We start from the raw sequence: 19,633 nt of genomic DNA on the forward strand, positions 1-19,633 counted from the left end.
CACCAAGGACGTGAGGGGAACCCTGAGGGACTCTGAGTCCCTCAGGGTTCCCCTCACGGCACTAAACCGCAGCCCGCGCACCCAACCATGGAGGCACCCACCCCGCCCCCAACCCCGATCCGAAGCCGCCCTGCGGTTCGGGGGTGCTTGTCAAGGCATCTTTCCCGCCTTGACAAGCACCCCCGAACCGTCAGCACAATGAACCTTCGGGGTGGTGGCCCCCACTCAGGCGCAATGTCGCCGCCAGGCGACGAGCCGAACGCGAGACCTCAGTCAGTCACGATCGGAGCCCACTCGGGCCCAGTCTCCCCCAACTTCGGATCCAGCTTCGTAAACAACGGAGTCGGCTTCTCCAACGGCCGCCCAACCTCAACCGGCTGAGACTCCCACTTAGCCTGCTCACCGGCGTAATCCCCGGTCAGAATCGGATTAACCCGCCCAGGCAAATCCAGATCCTCGACCTCCTGAAGCTCAGGCTGAGCAGCCCAAACCCCAGTCCCGCCAAGCGCCTCGTGCACCTTCTGCGCCGAATGCGGCAGGAACGGCGTCAGCAACGTGTTCGCGTCCGAAACCACCTGCAACGCCGTGTGCAACACAGCATCCCGCCGGTCCGGATCCTCCTTGAGCTTCCAAGGCTCCTGATCCGACAGATACCGGTTAGCCGCCGTAACCACCCGCATCGCCTCAGCCGCGGCCAACTTGAACCGCGACCGCGCAAGATGCCCGCCAGCCGTCTCAAACGCCTGCCGAGACAACGCCTTCAGCTCCTCGTCCGCGGGCGCGGGCGCAGTCGGAGCCGGAATCGCCCCATTGTTCTTGTGCGCCATAGAAATCGACCGGTTCACGAGGTTGCCCCACTCGTTGGCCAGCTCGAAGTTCGTCCGCCGAACGAACTCGTCCCACGTGAAGTCCGTGTCCTGAGTCTCCGGACCGGCCACCGAGATGAAGTACCGCAGCGCGTCCGGCCCGAACTCCCGCAGGAAGTCGTGCACGTAAATAACGGTCCCCCGGGACGTGGAGAACTTCGACCCGCTCATGGTGAGGAACTCGCTGGACACGATCTCGTCCGGCAGGTGGAGCTTGCCGTACTTGCCCGCCTCGCCGCCGCGGTCGCCGTCGCCGTTCTGGCCGAGCAGCAGCGCGGGCCAGATCTGGGCGTGGAAGGTGATGTTGTCCTTGCCCATGAAGTAGTAGGCGCGCGCGTCGGCGTTGGCCCACCACTCCTGCCACGCGTCCGGCGTGCCGTTGCGGCGCGCCCACTCGACACTCGCGGAGAAGTAGCCGATGACCGCGTCGAACCAGACGTAGAACCGCTTGAGCGGCTGGTCGCGCCAGCCGTCCAGCGGGATCTTGACGCCCCAGTCGAGGTCGCGGGTGATCGGCCGCGGCCGCATGTCGTCGATCAGGTTGCGGGTGAAGTTGAGGACGTTCGGCCGCCAGTCGGTCTTGGTGCCGAGCCAGTCGCCGAGGGTTTTGGTGAACGCCGGCAGGTCGAGGAAGTAGTGCTCGGTCTCGACGAACTTCGGTGTCTCGCCGTTGATCCGCGACTTCGGGTTGATCAGCTCCGCGGCGTCGAGCTGGTTGCCGCAGTTGTCGCACTGGTCGCCGCGCGCGCCGTCGTAGCCGCAGATCGGGCAGGTGCCCTCGATGTAGCGGTCGGGCAGCGTGCGTCCGGTGGACGGGCTGATCGCGCCGCGCGTGGTCTTCGGGACGACGTAGCCGTTGCGGTTGAGCGCGAGGAAGATTTCCTGCGTCACCGCGGCGTGGTTGCCGGTGGTGGTGCGGGTGAACAGGTCGTAGGAGAGGCCGAGGCCGCGCAGGTCCTCGTCGATCTGGCGGGTGTACTTGTCCGCGGTCTGCTGCGGGGTCATCCCCTCTTTGTCCGCCTGGACGGTGATCGGCGTGCCGTGTTCGTCGGTCCCGGACACCATGAGCACCCGGTTGCCGGCCATTCGCTGGTAGCGGGAGAAGACGTCGGACGGGACGCCGAATCCGGACACGTGGCCGATGTGGCGGGGGCCGTTGGCGTAGGGCCAGGCCACCGCGGTCAACACAGGGGTGCTCATACCTGTTTAGCCTACGGATGCGCTCCAGTGCGTTTCGTGGTGGTCGGGGAAGGGAGAGCCGGTTGTCGGCGACGCGTCTGCTGGTGCTCGGGGTCGTGCGGATGTTCGGCCGCGCGCACGGCTATCAGGTGCGCCGCGAACTGCTGTCGTGGTCGGCGGACAAATGGGCGAACGTCCAGCCCGGTTCGATCTACCACGCGCTCAAGAAAATGGCCGCCGAGGACCTGCTGGAGAAGATCGACGTCGAACCGGGCGACGGCGGTCCGGACCGGGTCGCTTACCGGCTTTCGCCGGCGGGCGAGCAGGAGTTCCAGGTCCTCATCGCGAAGGGGTTGTCCGATCCCAGCGCGAGCAACGCGGAGCTGTGCGCGGCGGTGAGCCTGATGCCCGCGCTCCCGCGGAGGTACACGATCAGCCTCCTCCAGCAGAACCTGATCCACTTCGAGGCGGAAGAGCGCCGGTCGCGGTTGAGCCTCGAGGACGACACCTGGGGCAAACCGCCGCACGTGACCGAACTGTTCCGGCTGTGGGGCGGGATCGCCAGCGCGAGCCGGGAATGGCTCACCGGGCTGATCGGCAGGCTGGAAGCGGGCGAGTACGTGATGGCCGACGACCCCGGTTCGGCGTTCGCTCCGCCAGCCCCCGAGTAATCAAGTTTGACTAAACCCTCCTCCCTCGGGCACAGTGTGCGCGTCAGCTAGTCAAGATTGACTAGCTGATCTTCTTGGGAGGAGAGGGGTTCTCAATGATCACGGCACGCGGACTCGAGCGGCGGTTCCGCCGCAAGGGCCGAGCCGGTGGCGAGGTGCACGCGGTGAAGGGGGTCGATCTCGACGTCGAGGCGGGCGAGCTGGTCGGGTTCCTGGGCCCGAACGGGGCGGGCAAGACCACCACGCTGCGCATGCTCACCACCCTGCTGAAACCGACCGCGGGCACGGCGACTGTCGGCGGGCACGACCTGCTGACCAACGCGGCGGGGGTGCGCCGCAACATCGGGTACGTCGCCCAGGGCGGCGGGACCGCGCCCGAATCGCGCGTCGGCGAAGAGCTGGAGCTGCAGGGCAGGCTGTACCGGATGAGCAAGGCCGACGCGATCGCGCGCGGCAAGGTGCTCGCCGACCAGCTCGACCTGGCGGGGCTGGAGCAGCGGGCCACGAAGACGTTGTCTGGGGGTCAGCGTCGCAGGCTCGACATCGCGATGGGGTTGATTCATTCGCCGGGGCTGGTGTTCCTCGACGAGCCGTCCACCGGACTCGACCCGCAGAGCCGGGCGAACCTGTGGGAGCACATTCGGCGGCTGCGCGCCGAACAAGGCGTCACGATCTTCCTGACGACGCATTACCTCGACGAGGCGGACGCGCTGGCCGACCGGCTGATCGTGATCGACGACGGCCGGATCGTCGCCGAGGGGCATCCGGACGCGCTGAAGGAGCAGGTCTCCGGCGACGGGGTGGCGATCGAGGTGGATCCGCGATCCGCCGCGGCCGCCGCCGATCTGGCCCGGCAGCTGCCCGGCGCGCACGAGTTCTCCGTGCGCGAGGGGTCGATCCGGTTCCGGGTGCCGCGCGGCGACACCGCGATGCCGGAGCTGCTGCGCGCGCTCGACGCCAAGGACATCGCGACGGCCGCCATGCAGGTCACGCGGCCGACCTTGGACGACGTATTCCTTACTCTCACCGGCCGGTCGCTGCGCGAAGCCGAGCAGCCCGCGGCGACGGAACCGGAGGTGCCCGATGCTGCATGACACCTGGCTGATTTTCCGCCGCGACATGGCAGGCGCGCTGCGGAATCCGGCGTGGCTGATGCTCGGGCTCGCCCAGCCGCTGCTGTACCTGTTCTTCTTCGGTCCCCTGCTGGTGAAGTCGCTCAGCGCGCAGGGGATGTCCGAGGTCGACGGCTGGATGGTGCTCACCCCCGCGCTGATCGCGCAGCTGGCCCTGTTCGGCAGTTCGTTCGTGGGCTTCGGGCTGCTGGCCGAATTCCGGTCCGGCGTGGTCGAACGGCTGCGCGTCACCCCGGTGCACCGGGCCGCGCTGCTGCTCGGGAAGGTGCTGGCGAACGCGTTGCAGGCGGTCGTGCAGGCGGTGCTGATCATCCTGCTCGCCTACCTGGTGTTCGACCTGAACGCGCCGTTCGGCGGGGTGCTGCTGAGCCTCGCGATCGTGTTCCTGCTCGCGCTGACGCTGGCGTCGTGCTCCTACGCGCTGGCGCTCACGCTCAAGAGCGAGGAGGCGTTCCCGGCGCTGCTCAACGCGGTGCTCATGCCGTTGCTGCTGCTGTCCGGGATCCTCATCCCGATCACGTCCGGGCTGGCCCCGAAGTGGCTGTACACGATCTCGCAGATCAACCCGTTCCGGCACGTGGTCGACGTGGAACGCAACAGCTTCCGCGGCGACTTCTCGATGGACGCGCTGTTCACCGGAGGCGTGGTCGTGCTGGTCATGGCCGTTGTGGCGGTGTGGTGGGGAACGCGCACCTTCCAACGGGAAAACGCCTGATCAAAGCCTATCGACACGCCGGGAAAGGTCACCCCGCTCCGGAACTCCGGACGTAGGGTGGCCTTTCACCCGTCGTGGGGCTTGTCAGGGGTGCGTGGTGGCGGAACCGGAGAGTGGGCGCGGACTCACGCTTACTCATCGCGAGCAAGTGCTCGATTGGGCGGCGGTGCGCGGCGCCGACGTGCGATTCGCTTCGGTGACGATCAGCGAGAACGTCAACTGGAGCGATCCCGGCGCGGAGCGGACGCTGGCCGCGGCCCAGCACGCAGGCATCCACACCGGAGCCCGGCACTACGCGCGACCAGGCGCGGTGCACGACCAGGCCGACCATTTCGTCCGCACAGCGAGCAAGCTCGGCGCGTTCGCACCCGGCTCGCTCGCCCCGGCACTCGAGGTGGATGCGCAAAGCGTCGACGACCGGTTCGTGAAGGCGTGGATCAAGCACGTGCGGCACGCCGCGAAGATCCGCAGGGTGCTCGTGTACGCCGGGCACGACTGCTGGGCACACCGGCTGCACCCGGACCGCTGGGCCGATTCCGAAGTGGTGCTGTGGCTCGTGCGGCACAACGGCATTCCCGGGCGGCCCGGCTGGTTCCATTCGCGGCTCGGGCTGCACCAGCACGCTTTCGCACCGGACGTCCCCGGGGTCGACGGGCCGGTGGCACAGGACGCGGTGGTGTATCCCTTCGCGCTGTCCGATGTGCTGCTCTGATCACCTTTTCCGCTGGTCACCGCCGGTTTCCGGCACAATGGCGCGATGCGTTTCCAGCGGCTGCGGACCGACCTGCCACCTTCGCGGGTGCTTGTCCTGCTGTCCGCGTACGCCCGGGCGCACGGCCTGCCCGAACCGGCCGCGGTCTGCGGGGACTGGTTCGGGTCGCGAGCGGTGGTGGCTCCGTTCCTGGCGGTGACTCCGCGGCCGTTCCCTTCGGTTTCTCCCGTTTCGGGTCCTCCGGGCCGGATCGGTGGCGGGTGGTTCGGGTTTCTGGCTTACGACCAGGCGGATCCGTCCGGACGGTCGACCGGCGTTCCGGAATCGGCCTGGGGCTGGGCGGATCACGTGCTGCGCTGGGACGCGGCCGGAGTGTGTTGGTTCGAGTCGCTCGAAGGCGACGCCGACGCGCAGCTCGCCGTGGTGGAGCGGGCTTTATCTGGGTCCGAGGAGCTGTCGTGGTCGGCAAGTGCATTGCGGCGGCCGTCCGGGCACGAGCAGGCGGTGAAGGCGTGCGTGCACGAGATCGAGGCGGGCGAACTGTTCCAGGCGAACGTCTGCTCGCGGTTCACCGGGACGTTCGAGGGTTCACCGGCCGCGCTCTTCGCCGAAGGGGTGCGACGGCTAGCTCCGCAACGGGCGGCCTACGTCGCCGGCGCCTGGGGTTCGGTGGTTTCGCTGTCGCCAGAGCTGTTTTTAGCCCGGCACGGGCACCGCGTGCGGTCGTCGCCGATCAAGGGGACGCTGCCCCGGCGCGGTCCGGCGGACGACGGCAACGCGCTCCGGTTGCGGCAGTCGGCGAAGGACGTCGCGGAGAACGTGATGATCACCGACCTGGTGCGCAACGATCTCGGCCGGGTGTGCGAGGTCGGCAGCGTCGTGGTTCCGGAGCTGCTCGCGGTGCATCCCGCGCCGGGGGTGTGGCATCTCGCGTCCACTGTGGAGGGTGTGCTGGCGGACGAGGTGACCGATCATGGGCTGCTGGCCGCGACGTTCCCGCCCGGTTCGGTCACCGGCGCGCCGAAGATCCGGGCGCTGGACCTGATCGCCGAGCTGGAACCGGCCGCGCGCGGGGTGTACACCGGCGCGGTCGGGATGGTGTCGCCGCTGGCGGGGCTGGAGCTGAACGTGGCGATCCGGACGTTCGAGATCGCCGGGGACCGGATCGCGCTGGGAGTCGGCGGCGGGATCACGGCGGACTCGGACAGCGCCGCGGAGTGGCAGGAGTGCCTGCACAAAGCGGCGCCGCTGGAATCCCTGCTGGCCAGGCCTGGTGAGTGTTAAAGCCGGTTCTAACCGGTTTTAACACTCACAAGCCTCACCTACGGGGGTCGAGCAGCAGCTTGCCCGTCGTGCCCCTGGACCGCAGCGCTTCGTGCGCCTTCCGAGCGTCCTCCAGCGCGTACTCGCCGCCCGCGATCGCGCGGAGTTTTCCGTCCAGCACCATCGTGAACAAGTCGCTGAGCGCGGTGCCGAAAACGTTGCCCGGCAAGCGGAACACGTGCGGCAGCCACATCCCGGCCACGGTCGTGCTGTGGCCGAGCAGGTTGCGCAATTCGATCGGCTTCGGCGAGCGGCGGCCGGCCATGCCGTAGAACACCAGTCGGCCGAACGGAGCCAGCGCGACGATGCTCTGGTCGGTGGTCGGGCCGCCGACCATGTCGAGGACCACGTCGACCCGCTTGCCGCCGTTGGCTTCCCGGAGAACCTCGGTCATGTTCTCCGCGCGGGAATCCACCGCGACGTCCGCGCCGAGTTCGATCGCCAGCGCGCGCTTTTCCTCGCTGCTCGCGGTCGCGATCACGCGGCCCGCGCCCCACGCGTTGGCCAGCTGCACCGCGATCGATCCGACCCCGCCCGCCGCGGCGTGCACGACGACGGACTCGCCGGGTTCGAGGTGGGCGTTCTTGCGCAGCATGATCCACGCGGTCGCGCCCTGGACCAGCATGGACAGCGCGTTCAGGTCGTCGACGCCGTCCGGAACCGGGAAGGTCATGGCCTCGTCGGCGACGACGCGCTCGGCGTAACCGCCGCCGTCGTTGAGCAGCGCGACCACGCGCTTGCCGTCCGCCGTGCGCCCGACGACCTCGCCACCCGGCACGAGCGGCAGCTTGCTCGGGGCGAGATACGAGTTCTCCGCCTGGTGCGTGTCCGCGTAGTTCAGCCCGACACGGTCGACCTCGATCAGCACCTGCCCCGGCCCGGCCACCGGATCGGGCAGCTCGACCGGCTTCAGCACCTCGGGACCGCCGAATTCGGTCACCTGCACAGCACGCATCTTCGCGGCTCCTCTCGTCGTGAGACATTCTGCCATATGTCTCATCGATGGGACACTCTCTGCTAACGTCTCGCCCATCGACACGCCACTGTCCACCCGCGCCTCGCGACCCGACTCCGTCGCGGCCTTCCGCCTCGCCCGCGCCCGGTTCCTCGCCGGAGACCGCGTCGACATGCGCGACCTGGCCGGCGACCTCGGCGTCAGCCGCGCGACCCTGCACCGCTGGGTCGGCAGCCGCGACCACCTGCTGAGCGAAATCCTGTGGGCGGAGACGTCCGCGGTGCTGGATAACGTGAGTTATGCGGGCCGCGGCGGGGACGGCGTCGCGGAGGCGATCGGGGCGTTCGTGCGGACGGTCAACGCTTCCTCGCCGTTCCGCGCGTTTTTGCGCCGGGAGCCGGAGCGCGCGCTGAGGTTGTTGACGACCAAGGCGAGCCTGGTGCAGTCGCGGACCATCGAGAAGGTGCAGGCGCTGCTGTCCGACGAGGTGGCGGCCGGGCGACTGGAGTCACCGTTGCCGGTGGCGGATCTGGCGTATCTGCTCGTGCGGGTCGGCGAGTCGTTCATCTACACCGACGCGATCACCGGCGAGGAGCCGGACGCGGAGAAGGCTTTGGTAGCGGCGAAAATGCTGTTGCGCAGCCGGTAAAATCTCTTAGTGACCGCTGTCCAGGCCATCGCCCGGATCCCCACCGCTTCGATCGGCAAGCTGGTGTGCCATCCGAAACTGCCGCTCGTCGCCGGGATCGATCAGGACCGGCCCGCGGTGCACCTCTTCTACGCCGAGCGAGTGCTTCGCGAAATCGGCGCGGTGGGCGCGGATTCCGCGGAGTACGGGAAGTTCGACCGCTGGACATCGCCGTCTCTGACCATGTGGCCTTCAGCCCGGACGGCCAGTCACTGTGGACGTCGCCGACCCCGCCCGATCTCTACGACCGTTCGGACGTCATCGACCTCAGCACTGGCGCCATCTCGCCCGCCCGGACACGGGACTGCGGCATCGTCGCGCATCCGGCGGGAGGGCTGATCGCCACGATGCAGAGCGATCAGGGCGCGAGCCTTGTGCTCTTCTCCCGTCCAGGCGACCGGCTGTGGTTCCTCGACCGACCCTGATTCTGGACTCTAACTGCTGGGGGCTTCCGGTCTTCAGCTCCGACGGGCGGCACCTGGCGATTCGCGGCAACACCTACGAACACCAGTTCCTGGTGTTCGAGTTCCCTTCGCTGCGCCGGGTCAGGAAGATCTCGCTCGGCGACCCGAAACGGCTCAAGCAGAATTCCTCCTGGTCCTGGACGTCGAGCGCGACCGAACCACGGAGCACAAACTGCTCCGCTCGGCAGTGACCGCGCTGGCCGCGACGTCAGCCGGTGACCTCGTCGTCGCCGGAGACGGCGAACTCGCGCTGGTGCCCGTTGCCGCTTCGCGCGCCGTCGCCGATCCAGCCACCGTCGCTGAGTTCCTCGCCAGCACCACGGAAATTCCCGACGACGGCCTACCGGAAGACCATGCCGTGCGCACCGACGGTGTCGGCACTTGGCGACCGGACGAACTGGCCACGATCACCAAAACCGCACCTAGCGACCCGAGGTGGCTGCAGTTCCGAGCCGAAGACAACGCCCGCCGGTACTGAATCACTTCCGAGCCGCGAGCACCGCCGCGTAGAGCTCCTTCGTGGACACCCCAGCCGCACCGGCGACCTCGGCCGCGACGGTCTTCAGCCGTTCCCCCGAAGCGACCCGCTCCGCCACCTCCGGCACCAGGTCCGACACCGACGCCTGCCGAGGAGCCGCCCCCTCCAGCACCACCGAGATCTCGCCGCGCACCCCGTCCGCTGCCCACTCGGCAAGTTCCGCGAGTGTGCCCCGTTTGACCTCTTCGTACGTCTTCGTCAGCTCCCGGCACACCGCGGCCCGCCGCGAACCGCCCAGCGCGGCGGCGGCGTCCGACAGCAGGGAAGCGATCCGGTGCGGCGATTCGAAGAACACGACCGTCCGGCGCTCGCTCACCAGCTCCGCGAACCACTTCGACCGTTCACCAGGCTTGCGCGGCGCGAAGCCCTCGAAGCAGAACCGGTCGCACGGCAGCCCGGACAACGCGAGCGCGGTCGTCACCGCCGACGGACCGGGCAGGCAGGTGATCGGCAGATCCTCCTCGACGCAAGCAGCCACGAGCCGGAACCCGGGATCGGACACACTCGGCATCCCGGCATCAGTCACGACCAGCACTGTCTCGCCGCCGTGCAGCGCCTCCAGCAGCTTCGGCAGCCGGGCAGTCTCGACGTCCTCGTAGAAGCTGACCACCCGGCCGGCGGGCGACACGCCGAGTGCGGAAGCGAGCCCGCGAAGGCGTCGAGTGTCCTCGGCGGCGATCACGTCTGCCGAGCCCAGCGCCTCGATCAGCCGGGCGGACGCGTCGCCGGGATCGCCCAGCGGAGTGGCGGCGAGCACGAGCCGTCCGGACGCAGAAGTCATGGCAGTCAGCCTAACCAGACGCCACCAGTGGATCAGGCCGTACTATCGGGCCCCGTGACCGCGCTGCTGACCCGAGCCGACGACGAGAGCGTGCGGCCGGACCCGGTCGACGCGCGCCGCCCCCCGACTGACCGCGAAGCCACCCTGCTCGGCCGGGCCATGCCCGCCGACCGGCTGCGCGGCTGGATCGTCACGATCGTGCTGACCGTGATCGGCGGCGTCGTCCGGATGCAGAATCTGGGCCTTCCCACCGACCACGGCAGTCCTGTCTTCGACGAGAAGCACTACGTGCCCCAGGCCGCGCAGATGCTGCGCAACGGCGGGTACGAGGACAACGCCGGGTACGAGCTGATCGTGCACCCGCCGCTGGCCAAGGACTTCATCGCGTTCGGCGAGTGGCTCTTCGGCTACAACGGCTGGGGCTGGCGGCTGATGTCGGCGGTGGCCGGCACGCTGATCGTGCTGCTCACCGTGCGCATCGCGCGCCGGCTGACCCGCTCGACGCTGCTCGGCGGCATCGCGGGCGTGCTGGTGATCTGCGACGGCGTGCTGCACCTGCAGTCGCGGATGGGGATGCTCGACATCTTCATCGCGTTCTTCGTGCTCGCCGCGTTCGCCTGCGTGCTCTGCGACCGCGACCAGGTGCGGCAGCGGCTGGCGGTCGCGGTGCGCGAGGGCTGGATCGGCGAATCGCAGTGGGGCCCGAAGCTCGGCTTCCGCTGGTGGCGGTTCGCGGCCGGGCTGATGATCGGCCTGACCTTCGGCGTCAAATGGTCCGCGCTGTACTACATCGCGGCGTTCGGCCTGCTCACCGTGTTCTTCGACGTCGCGGCCCGGCGCGCGGCGGGCGTTCAGCGGCCGTGGGTCGGCACGATCCGCCGAGACGTCGCGCCCGCGCTGTGGGCGATCGTCGTGGTGCCGGTGCTGATGTACCTGGCGGCGTACTGGGCGTGGTTCGCCAGCGAAACCGCGACCGACCGGCACTACACCGAGATCAAGAACCTCGACCCGGGCATGTTCGGCTGGATCCCGCCCGCGCTGCGCTCGCTCGGCAGCTACACCGCCAACGTGCTGCATTTCCACGAAACCCTGCTGACGCCCAAGGACAATCCGCATCCGTGGGAATCGAAGCCGTGGACGTGGCCGATGGGCCTGCGGCCGATGCTCTACTACTACGACGGCAACGTCACCGGCTGCGGCGAATCGCGCTGCCTCGGCGCGACGATGCTGATCGGCACGCCCGCGATGTGGTGGCTGGCCGTCCCGATGCTCGGCTGGGGCCTGTGGCGCTGGTTCTTCCGCGCGGACTGGCGCTACGCCGCCGTGCTCACCGGCTACTTCGCCGGCTACCTGCCCTGGTTCACCAACATCGACCGGCAGATGTACTTCTTCTACGCCACGCCGATGGCCCCGTTCCTGGTGCTCGGGCTGGTGCTGGCGCTCGGGCAGATCCTCGGCAGCGCCAAACGCGGATTCGAGCGCAGAGGCACCGGTCTGCTCGTCGTGTCGCTCTACGTCGGGCTGGTGGTCGCGAACTTCGCCTGGCTGTGGCCGATTCTCAACGGAATCCCGATCACGAACGAGCATTGGCAGGCGGAAATGTGGCTGCCTTCGTGGCGCTGAAGTAGGCGCCCGGCGGCACCCCGACCGCCCGGCGGAAGGCGGCGACGAAGGCGCTGGCCGTCGCGTACCCGACCCGGTGCGCCACGGTCGTCATCGGCAAACCCTGTGCCAGCAACGGCAATGCCGCGCGCAGCCGTGCTTGCGTGCGCCAGGTGCCGAACGTCATCCGGCAGTCTCGGACGAACGCGCGCGCCAGCGTCCGCTCGCTCGCGCCGACTTCCCGGCCCAGCTCCGCCAGGCTGCGCGAGTCCGCCGGGTCGGCGAGCACCGCGTCGGCGACGTCCCGCGCTCTCGGGTCTGCGGGCGCGGGTACGACGATCGGCGCGACGTCCATCGGCTCCAGCAGGTCGAACGCGACCGCTTCGGCACGGCGTCGGGCGTCGTCGCTGATGCCGTCCGCGGACAGATGCTCCAGCAATTCCCGCAGCAACGGCCGGACGATGACGATGCGCGGGGACGGCCACTCGACCGGGCACTGCTCCGGATCGGCGTAGATGCCGCGCAGCTCGGCATTCCCGACCGCGCCGGTGCGATGCCAGACGCCGACCGGGATCCAGAGCGCGCGCGTGGACGGCAGCACCCATTGCGCGTCGCCGACCATCACCGCGGCGACCCCGCGCGCGGCCCACACGAGCTGGTGCGCCGGATGGTCGTGCCACGGGAACCAGGCTCCGGCCGAGATCGGAAGGTCGCCGAGCAGCATCGCGCCGGTTTGACCGTACTGCGACATGAGATGACAGCCTATCGTCTTCCAGCCAGCGCGGCTCGTCCCTAGCGTCGAGGCCATGCCGATGAACCTGATGCACCGCAAGCTCTGCAGCTCGGAAAAGTGGGCCGCCGCGGTGGCCGAGGTGCTGCCGGACTGGCTCGCCCGCTTCGAACTGGGCGACGACGTGCTGGAAATCGGACCGGGTTTCGGGGCGACCACGCGGGTGCTGGTCGACGCTGTGCCGCAGCTGACCGCCTTGGAGATCGATCCGGCGTCGACCCGGCTGTTGCGGGAGAAATACGGCGACCGGGTCGACGTCGTCGAGGGCAGCGGCGCGGAGATGCCGTTCGAGAACGGCCGGTTTTCCGGGGTCGTGTGCTTCACGATGCTGCACCACGTGCCGACCGACGAACTGCAGGACCGGATCTTCGCGGAGGCGTTCCGGGTGCTGCGCCCGGGCGGCACTTACTGCGGCGTGGACAGCCAGCTCAGCTTCGGATTCCGGCTGCTGCACCTCGGGGACACGATGAACGTCCTCGACGCGAACACCCTGCCCGCCCGGCTGACGGCGGCCGGGTTCGAGCAGGTGAGCGTGGCGATGGAACGGAAGCGGCTGGAGTTTTCCGCGGTGAAGCCGTCAGCGGGGTGACCGGCGCGGAACGATCTGCGTGACCGGCCCATCCAAGGCCTTGCCCTGCCGGCTCAGCCAGCCGTCGACCTCGCGGCGCACCGAGTTCAGCGTCGGGCGACGGCGCGGTTCCGGATCCAGCGACGCCGCCAGGATCCGCGCGTGCACCGAACGCTGCGGCATGTGCGTGACCGGATCGGCGCGCGCCGCGGCCATCAGCGCGGCCATCGGCGTCTCGCGGGTGCCGCGCGGCGGCTGGCCGGTCAGCGCGTAGCTGACCGTGGCGGCGAGCTGCCAGGCGTCCGAGGCCGGGCTCGCCGGGGAGCCCATCGCCTGCTCCGGCGCGACGAAGTCGGGCGTGCCGATCATCATCCCGGTGGCGGTCATCTTGGAATCGCCCTGGCTGCGGGCGATGCCGAAGTCGATGAGGTGCGCGATGCCCGCCGGGTCGAGGATGACGTTGGACGGCTTCACGTCGCGATGCAGCACACCCCGCTCGTGCGCCGCGACCAGCGCGCCCGCCATCGTCGACCACAAGCGGCCCGCGGCGACGTCGTCGATCGGGCCCTGTCCGTCGACCACCTCGGCGAGCGGGCGGCCCTGCAGGTACTCCATGACGAGCGCGAGCCCGTCCGGCTCCTCGGCCAGGTCGTACACGCGGACGCAGTTGGGGTGGTTCACCACGGCCAGCGCACGCGCCTCGCGCTGCATCCGCTCCTCGGTGTCGCGGTCGGGCGCGTGCGCGATCTTCAGCGCGACAGTGCGGTTGAGCTGCGTGTCGACGGCTTCCCAGACCGTGCCGAACCCGCCGGTCCCGAGCTGGCGGACGCGCCGGTACCGGCTGCTGCCCGCGTTGCGCGAGCCGGGAGGCGGCGGAATCATGCCGGGCGCGGCGGCCAGCGCCCCGGCAGGCGGCTCCGGAGCGGACGCCAGCGCGGTGGCCGGGTAGGGCTTGTTCTGCGGCGGCGGAGGCGGCGGCAGCTGCTCCCGGCGCGGCGGAGGCTGCGCGGCGGGCGGTTCGTCGCGGCGCGGCTCCGGCCGGTTGATCACCGACCACGGCGGCGGGCCGACCAGCGCGACCGGGATCAGTCCCAGGATGCTGAACGGCAGGAACCCGAGCCAGAAGTGCACCGCGGTGTTGGCCGACATGCCCGCCGACGCGATCGCCATGACCACGAAGGGAATCCAGAAGAACCGCGACGGCCACTTCGGCCCGCGACGGAACGCGGTGCGCGCCTGCAGCATCACGAACAGCAGCGAGCCGACCGGCAGCACCGTGAAGGCGAGCAGGTACAGCACGTAGGAAAGCTTGAGGCCGCGCGGGTAGAAGAGCGTCTCGAAGACGTTCGACCCGCCGCCGAGGTAGCTCTTCTGCACGCCGATGAACGAGCAGTAGTCCTTGTTGAGCGAGGCCGCCCCGGACAGTCCGGTCGCCTGGCCCGCGTTGGCCGCGCGGAACGTTTCCGAGATGCCCGAGGCCATCAGCCACGGCAGCACCAGCACGCACACCACGCCGATGAGACCGAACACGGTGAGCGTGGTCGCGTCGTACCGGTTGCCGGTCCCCTTGCGCACGATCGCCACGATCAGCGCCCCGGCCGCCGGGAAGAGCGCGACGAGCGCACCCGCTGTGGTCGTCGCCCACACCCAGTCGCCGGGGCAGAACCCCGGGTCGAACAAGGTGTGCGCGAGCGAGAGCAGCGCGCTCGCGATTCCGCTCACCGGCTGGTTCCCCTCACTGTCAGTGTTGTCTTCCTGCCGCTGCGCGGCCGTTCCCCACGGTCCAGCTTAGGACGCACACGGCCTCCGCGGGGTTGCCGGGTCGCGGCGGGAACGTGATCCACCGCATCGATCTCGCCGGACGCGGCTGACCTGCGACCCGCCGGGGGAAAGGCCATCATGAGGGCAGATTCGGCCGTCTGAAGTCAAAGGAGACCTCGTGGGCGCGTACACCGAGACGTATCGGCGCAGTCTGGACGACCCGGAGCAGTTCTGGCTCGACGCGGCCCGGGCGATCGACTGGACGCAGCGGCCCACCCGCGCGCTCGATTCGTCCGCCGCGCCGTTCTACCGCTGGTATCCCGACGGCGAGCTGAACACCTCCTACAACGCCCTCGACCGGCACGCCGACGGCGGTCGCGGCGCGCAGGACGCGCTGATCTGGGATTCGCCGGTCAGCGGCCGCAAACGCCGCTACACCTACGCCGAGCTGCGGGACGAGGTCGCGACGTTCGCCGGCGCGCTCGCGTCGCTCGGGGTGACCCGCGGCGATCGCGTGATCCTTTACCTGCCGATGATTCCGCAGTCCGTCATCGCGATGCTCGCCTGCGCGCGGATCGGCGCGGTGCACTCCGTGGTGTTCGGCGGCTTCGCGCCGAAAGAACTGGCCGCGCGGATCGAGGACGCCAAGCCGAAGCTGATCCTCGCCGCGTCGTGCGGGATCGAGCCGACGCGGGTCGTCGAGTACAAGCCGATCATCGACGCCGCTCTCGAAACCACCGAGCACCAGCCGGACCACGTCGTGGTGTTCCAGCGCGAACAGGCGCGCGCGGAGCTGTCCGGCACTGACCTCGACTGGACCGAGCTCGTCGCCGACGCCGACCCGGTGGATCCGGTTCCGGTGAAGGCGACCGATCCGCTGTACATCCTCTACACGTCCGGCACCACCGGGCGGCCGAAGGGCGTGGTCCGCGACGCGGGCGGGCACGCGGTCGCGCTGGCGTGGTCGATGGGCGCGCTGTACGACGTCCACGCCGGGGACGTGTGGTGGACGGCTTCCGACGTCGGCTGGGTCGTCGGGCATTCGTACATCGTCTACGCGCCGCTGCTGGTCGGGGCTGCAACCGTGCTGTACGAAGGAAAACCCGTCGGGACGCCGGACGCGGGCGCGTTCTGGCGGGCCATCTCCGAGCATGGCGTGCAGGCGCTGTTCACCGCGCCGACGGCGTTGCGCGCGGTGAAGAAGGTGGACCCGGACGCGGACGAACTCAAAAAGTACGACCTGTCCCGGTTCCGCACCCTGTTCCTGGCGGGCGAGCGGCTCGACCCGGAGACCTACCACTGGGCGCACGACATCCTCGGCACGCCGGTCGTCGACCACTGGTGGCAGACCGAAACCGGCTGGCCGATCGCGGCCAACCCGCGCGGGCTCGAACCAATGCCGGTCAAACCCGGGTCGGCGACGAAACCGGTGCCCGGCTGGGACGTGCGCATTCTCGATCAAGCGGGCGAGGAATTGCCGGCGGGTCGCGAAGGCGCGATCACGCTGAAACTCCCGCTGCCGCCGGGTTCGCTGCCGACGCTGTGGGGCGACGACGAGCGCTACCGAGAGGCGTACCTGTCGCGCTACCCCGGCTACTACCTGACCGGCGACTCGGGTTACCTCGACGAGGACGGCTATCTGTTCGTGATGGGCCGCACCGACGACGTGATCAACGTGGCCGGACACCGGCTGTCGACCGGTTCGATGGAAGCCGTGCTGGCGTCGCATCCGGCGGTCGCGGAGTGTGCGGTGATCGGGGTCGCGGACCAGCTGAAGGGACAGGTGCCGCGCGGTTTCGTGGTGCTGAAGTCCGGCGTGGAGGTGCCCGAGGAGCAGTTGCGGGACGAACTGGTCGCGCTGGTTCGCCGCGACATCGGGCCGGTGGCGGCGTTCCGCGACGTCTCGGTGGTCAACGCACTGCCGAAGACTCGCTCGGGGAAGATCCTGCGCAAAACGATGCGAGGAATCGCGGACGGTCGCGACGAAGCGGTTCCGTCGACCATCGAAGACCCGTCGGTGCTCGACGCGTTGCGGGCGATCCTGCGGCCCTGAGCACCGCACCGATGAGGTTTTCTCAGTGGTGCGGTGTGTGGCGGGTTCGTTGTAGCGGTGGCTGGCCAGGGGATGCGGAGCACCGCCGGGCCGCGTGGCTCCGTCCCTGCCGAAAGTCCGTGAGGGGAACCCTGAGGGACTCTGATTCCCTCAGGGTTCCCCTCACGGACCTCGGCGTCACGCGTCAGGGCAGCCGCGCGACGCGAGAACCCCGCGCAAACCCGGGTCTCCCCGCGGGGCTGCGCGGTGGCATGCGGCGCGGGGCCGCTGCCAGCTGCGGCGACGCGGCCGACCCTCGCCACGCCGCTCCCGCAGACGTCCTTCACGGACCTCCCCAAGGCCACTACTGAGAAAATCCCAATGTGGCATTGGGTGCATGCGACGCACCCAATGTGGCGTTCGGTGCGCTGAGCGCACCCACTGTGGCATTGGGGCGCGGCGGGCATCCCGGCGAACGGGACATCGGGCGTCAGCCGACCCTTTCGGGCGTTGTCAGCGTCCCGGTAGTGGTCTATACCTCTTGGAGTCCGCCTTCTCCGCGACGCGACCGGAGGTATGCCGTGAGGAAGACCCTGTCCAGGGCCGTGCTTGGGGTGACCGTGTTCGGGCTCGCCGCGGTGGGAGTGCCCGGGCCGGCCGCGGCGAGTCCCGCGCCCAGCGAACGGCAGGTGACCGACCTCGTACCGGTGCCGGTGCACGCCGTGGCGAAGGCGGACGCCACCTTCCGGCTCACGCCGCTGACGGTGATCCGGGCCGGGCACGGCACCGGCGACGTCGCCGCGTACCTGCGCGGGCTGCTGCGGCCCGCGACCGGCTTCCCGCTGCCGGTCGTCCCGGTGAGCCCGGGCTTGTCCGCGATCTCGCTCGACCTCGGCCACGCCGACCCGCGCGTCGGCGACGAGGGATATCAGCTCGACGTCACGAAGAACGGCGTCCGGCTGCGCGCCAACACTTCCGCCGGGCTGTTCACCGGCGTCCAGTCGCTGCGGCAGCTGCTTCCCTCGGCGATCGAGGCGAAGTCCGTGCAGCACCGGACGTGGACGATCGCCGGCGGCAGCGTGCTCGACTACCCGCGCTTCGCCCACCGCGGCGCGATGCTCGACGTCGCGCGGCATTTCTTCACGCCCGCGCAGGTGAAGAAGTACATCGACCAGATCGTCCAGTACAAGATCAACACCCTGCACCTGCATCTCAGCGACGACCAGGGCTGGCGCATCGAAATCAAGAGCTGGCCGAAGCTGGCGACCGAAGGCGGCAAGACGGCGGCGTACGGCGACCCGGGCGGTTACTACACGCAGGAGCAATACAGCGACATCGTCGCGTACGCCGCGAGCCGCCACATCACGGTCGTGCCGGAAATCGACATGCCCGGGCACACCAATGCCGCGCAGTCGGTGTACGCGGAACTCAACTGCGACGGCAAGGCGGTCCCGCCGCGCACCGACATCGAGGTCGGCTACAGCTCGCTGTGCATCAATTCGCCTACCACGTACCGATTCGTGGAGGACGTGATCCGCGAACTGGCCGCGATCACTCCTGGCAAATACATCGGCATCGGCGGCGACGAAGCACACTCGACGCCCGCCGCGGACTACAAAACCTTCTACGAGAAGGTGACCCCGATGGTCGCCAAGTACGGCAAGCTGATCACCGGCTGGCACGAGATGGCGAAGGCGCCGCTGCCGACGTCCGCCGTGCCGCAGTACTGGGATCAGGGCGGCCCGAACGCGGACGTGGCCGCCGCCGCGGCGCGCGGGAACAAGTTCATCATGTCGCCCGCCAACCACGCCTACCTCGACATGAAGTACACGGAATCGACCAAGCTGGGCCAGGATTGGGCCGGTTTGGTCGAAGTCCGCGACGCCTACGAATGGGACCCGGCGACGCTCGTTCCCGGCGTCGGGGAGAAGTCCGTCGCCGGGGTCGAGGCTCCACTGTGGACGGAAACCATCCGGACCAACGACGACATCGAGTACATGGCCTTCCCGCGCCTGCCCGGTGTCGCGGAAATCGGCTGGTCGCCCCGCGCTTCGCGGACCTGGGACGGCTACCGGGACCGCATCGCCAAGCAAGCGCCGCGCTGGGAAGCCCAGGGAATCGACTTCTACCGCTCACCCCAGGTCGACTGGAAGTGATTCCCTAGCGCGGTCCACTTTGGACTGAATGCCCTTGCGATACCCCTCCGGCAACGCGTCCGTCGACAGCACCCGCTCGGCCCGCTCCAGCATCGGCCCCGGCTCGGGCAACCGTGCGTAGTTCGCGGCCGCGACCAGAAACGTCTCCGCGACGGTCGGCCCCTCGGCCCGCTCCACCAGGTCGAGCGGCCCGGCCGTCGGGACCGTGCCCGGCCGCAGCACGCGCAGGTACCAGCCGCAGCGGTTGGTGTCGATCATCGCGGGCACGACGTCCTTGCGGCCGGTCCGCATCGCGAGCTTGAAACACGGATGCCGCGGCTGCGCGATTTGCACGAGCGCGTCGCCCCAGGCCCAGATGTCGCCGATCCGCACGTCGCTCTCGAGCACGCCTTCGACGGAGAGGTTCTCGCCGAAGTCGCCGTGCGCGACGTCGTACCCTTCGTCGGTCCACGTCGGATAGTGCTCGACCGGGTAGACGTAGACGGCCTTGTCGGGACCGCCGTGCACGGAGAGGTCGGCTTGGCGGTCACCGGCCAGGTTCAGCTCGGACAACGCCAGCTCGCCGGCGTCGACCCGGGTTTTCCGGATGGCGCTCAGGACCGGCTGGTCCCGCTGGTGGCCGAGTACGGTCGGCTCGCCCACGTAGACGTCTTTCAGCGACAGCATGGAGTGAACCTAGCAAGGCAACGAGCAGGCGCA

The 19,633-nt window shown here is 69.3% G+C and carries 19 protein-coding genes; 13 read left to right on the forward strand and 6 right to left on the reverse strand.

From position 1 onward, the window contains the following. Positions 1-269: 269 nt before the first annotated feature. Entirely contained in the window at positions 270-2,066 is a 1,797-nt protein-coding gene (gene metG, locus ABD156_RS28540; RefSeq protein ID WP_344280348.1) for a methionine--tRNA ligase, read from the reverse strand. 62 nt (positions 2,067-2,128) lie between these two features. On the opposite strand from metG, the gene ABD156_RS28545 reads away from it, so the two are divergent. The 5 genes from ABD156_RS28545 (at position 2,129) to ABD156_RS28565 (ending at position 6,560) form a co-directional block, all read left to right on the forward strand. Then, on the forward strand, positions 2,129-2,716 hold the full coding sequence (locus tag ABD156_RS28545) for a PadR family transcriptional regulator (protein ID WP_344280351.1): 588 nt from the start codon (positions 2,129-2,131) through the stop codon (positions 2,714-2,716). A gap of 95 nt (positions 2,717-2,811) precedes the next feature. Further along, on the forward strand, positions 2,812-3,810 hold the full coding sequence (locus tag ABD156_RS28550) for an ATP-binding cassette domain-containing protein (protein ID WP_344280354.1): 999 nt from the start codon (positions 2,812-2,814) through the stop codon (positions 3,808-3,810). Next, positions 3,800-4,564: an ABC transporter permease gene (locus ABD156_RS28555; RefSeq protein ID WP_344280357.1), complete on the forward strand. Its 765-nt coding sequence runs from the start codon at positions 3,800-3,802 to the stop codon at positions 4,562-4,564. The genes ABD156_RS28550 and ABD156_RS28555 overlap by 11 nt, the downstream gene beginning before the upstream one ends. A 97-nt stretch (positions 4,565-4,661) precedes the next feature. Then, complete coding sequence (locus ABD156_RS28560; RefSeq protein ID WP_116198951.1) at positions 4,662-5,276, forward strand: glycoside hydrolase family 25 protein; 615 nt, start codon at positions 4,662-4,664, stop codon at positions 5,274-5,276. A gap of 45 nt (positions 5,277-5,321) precedes the next feature. Further along, positions 5,322-6,560, forward strand: coding sequence for an aminodeoxychorismate synthase component I (locus tag ABD156_RS28565; protein WP_344280364.1), 1,239 nt, complete (start codon positions 5,322-5,324; stop codon positions 6,558-6,560). Between the two features lie 34 nt (positions 6,561-6,594). Here the strand turns inward: ABD156_RS28565 and ABD156_RS28570 are convergent, their stop codons facing one another. Further along, a complete protein-coding gene (locus tag ABD156_RS28570; RefSeq protein WP_344280367.1) occupies positions 6,595-7,554 on the reverse strand; it encodes a quinone oxidoreductase family protein in 960 nt (319 codons plus the stop codon). A 172-nt stretch (positions 7,555-7,726) separates the two neighbouring features. On the opposite strand from ABD156_RS28570, the gene ABD156_RS28575 reads away from it, so the two are divergent. From ABD156_RS28575 to ABD156_RS28590, 4 genes are all read left to right on the forward strand, one after another. Beyond that, on the forward strand, positions 7,727-8,203 hold the full coding sequence (locus tag ABD156_RS28575) for a QsdR family transcriptional regulator (protein WP_344280370.1): 477 nt from the start codon (positions 7,727-7,729) through the stop codon (positions 8,201-8,203). A 224-nt stretch (positions 8,204-8,427) separates the two neighbouring features. Beyond that, a complete protein-coding gene (locus tag ABD156_RS28580; RefSeq protein ID WP_344280373.1) occupies positions 8,428-8,667 on the forward strand; it encodes a hypothetical protein in 240 nt (79 codons plus the stop codon). Further along, on the forward strand, positions 8,646-8,897 hold the full coding sequence (locus ABD156_RS28585) for a hypothetical protein (protein WP_344280376.1): 252 nt from the start codon (positions 8,646-8,648) through the stop codon (positions 8,895-8,897). The genes ABD156_RS28580 and ABD156_RS28585 overlap by 22 nt, the downstream gene beginning before the upstream one ends. Next, on the forward strand, positions 8,894-9,184 hold the full coding sequence (locus ABD156_RS28590; protein ID WP_344280379.1) for a hypothetical protein: 291 nt from the start codon (positions 8,894-8,896) through the stop codon (positions 9,182-9,184). The genes ABD156_RS28585 and ABD156_RS28590 overlap by 4 nt, the downstream gene beginning before the upstream one ends. Position 9,185: 1 nt before the next feature. On the opposite strand, the gene rsmI is transcribed toward ABD156_RS28590, so the two are convergent. Next, positions 9,186-10,025 carry a 16S rRNA (cytidine(1402)-2'-O)-methyltransferase gene (gene rsmI / locus ABD156_RS28595; protein ID WP_344280382.1) on the reverse strand — a complete coding sequence of 280 codons (840 nt, stop codon included), beginning with the start codon at positions 10,023-10,025 and terminating at the stop codon, positions 9,186-9,188. Between the two features lie 54 nt (positions 10,026-10,079). Here rsmI and ABD156_RS28600 point away from each other — a divergent pair, with 54 nt between their 5' ends. Then, positions 10,080-11,648: a dolichyl-phosphate-mannose--protein mannosyltransferase gene (locus tag ABD156_RS28600; RefSeq protein ID WP_344280385.1), complete on the forward strand. Its 1,569-nt coding sequence runs from the start codon at positions 10,080-10,082 to the stop codon at positions 11,646-11,648. Here ABD156_RS28600 and ABD156_RS28605 read toward each other — a convergent pair. Further along, positions 11,599-12,378: an AraC family transcriptional regulator gene (locus ABD156_RS28605; RefSeq protein ID WP_344280388.1), complete on the reverse strand. Its 780-nt coding sequence runs from the start codon at positions 12,376-12,378 to the stop codon at positions 11,599-11,601. The genes ABD156_RS28600 and ABD156_RS28605 overlap by 50 nt on opposite strands. A gap of 55 nt (positions 12,379-12,433) precedes the next feature. Here ABD156_RS28605 and ABD156_RS28610 point away from each other — a divergent pair, with 55 nt between their 5' ends. Beyond that, positions 12,434-13,006, forward strand: coding sequence for a class I SAM-dependent methyltransferase (locus tag ABD156_RS28610; protein ID WP_344280391.1), 573 nt, complete (start codon positions 12,434-12,436; stop codon positions 13,004-13,006). Here the strand turns inward: ABD156_RS28610 and ABD156_RS28615 are convergent. Next, complete coding sequence (locus ABD156_RS28615; protein ID WP_344280394.1) at positions 12,995-14,707, reverse strand: protein kinase domain-containing protein; 1,713 nt, start codon at positions 14,705-14,707, stop codon at positions 12,995-12,997. The genes ABD156_RS28610 and ABD156_RS28615 overlap by 12 nt on opposite strands. Before the next feature lie 217 nt (positions 14,708-14,924). Here ABD156_RS28615 and ABD156_RS28620 point away from each other — a divergent pair, with 217 nt between their 5' ends. Continuing rightward, positions 14,925-16,799 carry a propionyl-CoA synthetase gene (locus ABD156_RS28620; RefSeq protein WP_344280397.1) on the forward strand — a complete coding sequence of 625 codons (1,875 nt, stop codon included), beginning with the start codon at positions 14,925-14,927 and terminating at the stop codon, positions 16,797-16,799. Between the two features lie 560 nt (positions 16,800-17,359). Then, complete coding sequence (locus ABD156_RS28625; protein ID WP_344280400.1) at positions 17,360-18,934, forward strand: beta-N-acetylhexosaminidase; 1,575 nt, start codon at positions 17,360-17,362, stop codon at positions 18,932-18,934. Here the strand turns inward: ABD156_RS28625 and ABD156_RS28630 are convergent. Then, positions 18,911-19,600, reverse strand: coding sequence for an MOSC domain-containing protein (locus tag ABD156_RS28630; RefSeq protein ID WP_344280402.1), 690 nt, complete (start codon positions 19,598-19,600; stop codon positions 18,911-18,913). The genes ABD156_RS28625 and ABD156_RS28630 overlap by 24 nt on opposite strands. Positions 19,601-19,633 lie beyond the last annotated feature (33 nt).

The organism is Amycolatopsis albidoflavus (assembly GCF_039525725.1).
In the GTDB taxonomy this organism is placed as follows: domain Bacteria; phylum Actinomycetota; class Actinomycetes; order Mycobacteriales; family Pseudonocardiaceae; genus Amycolatopsis; species Amycolatopsis albidoflava.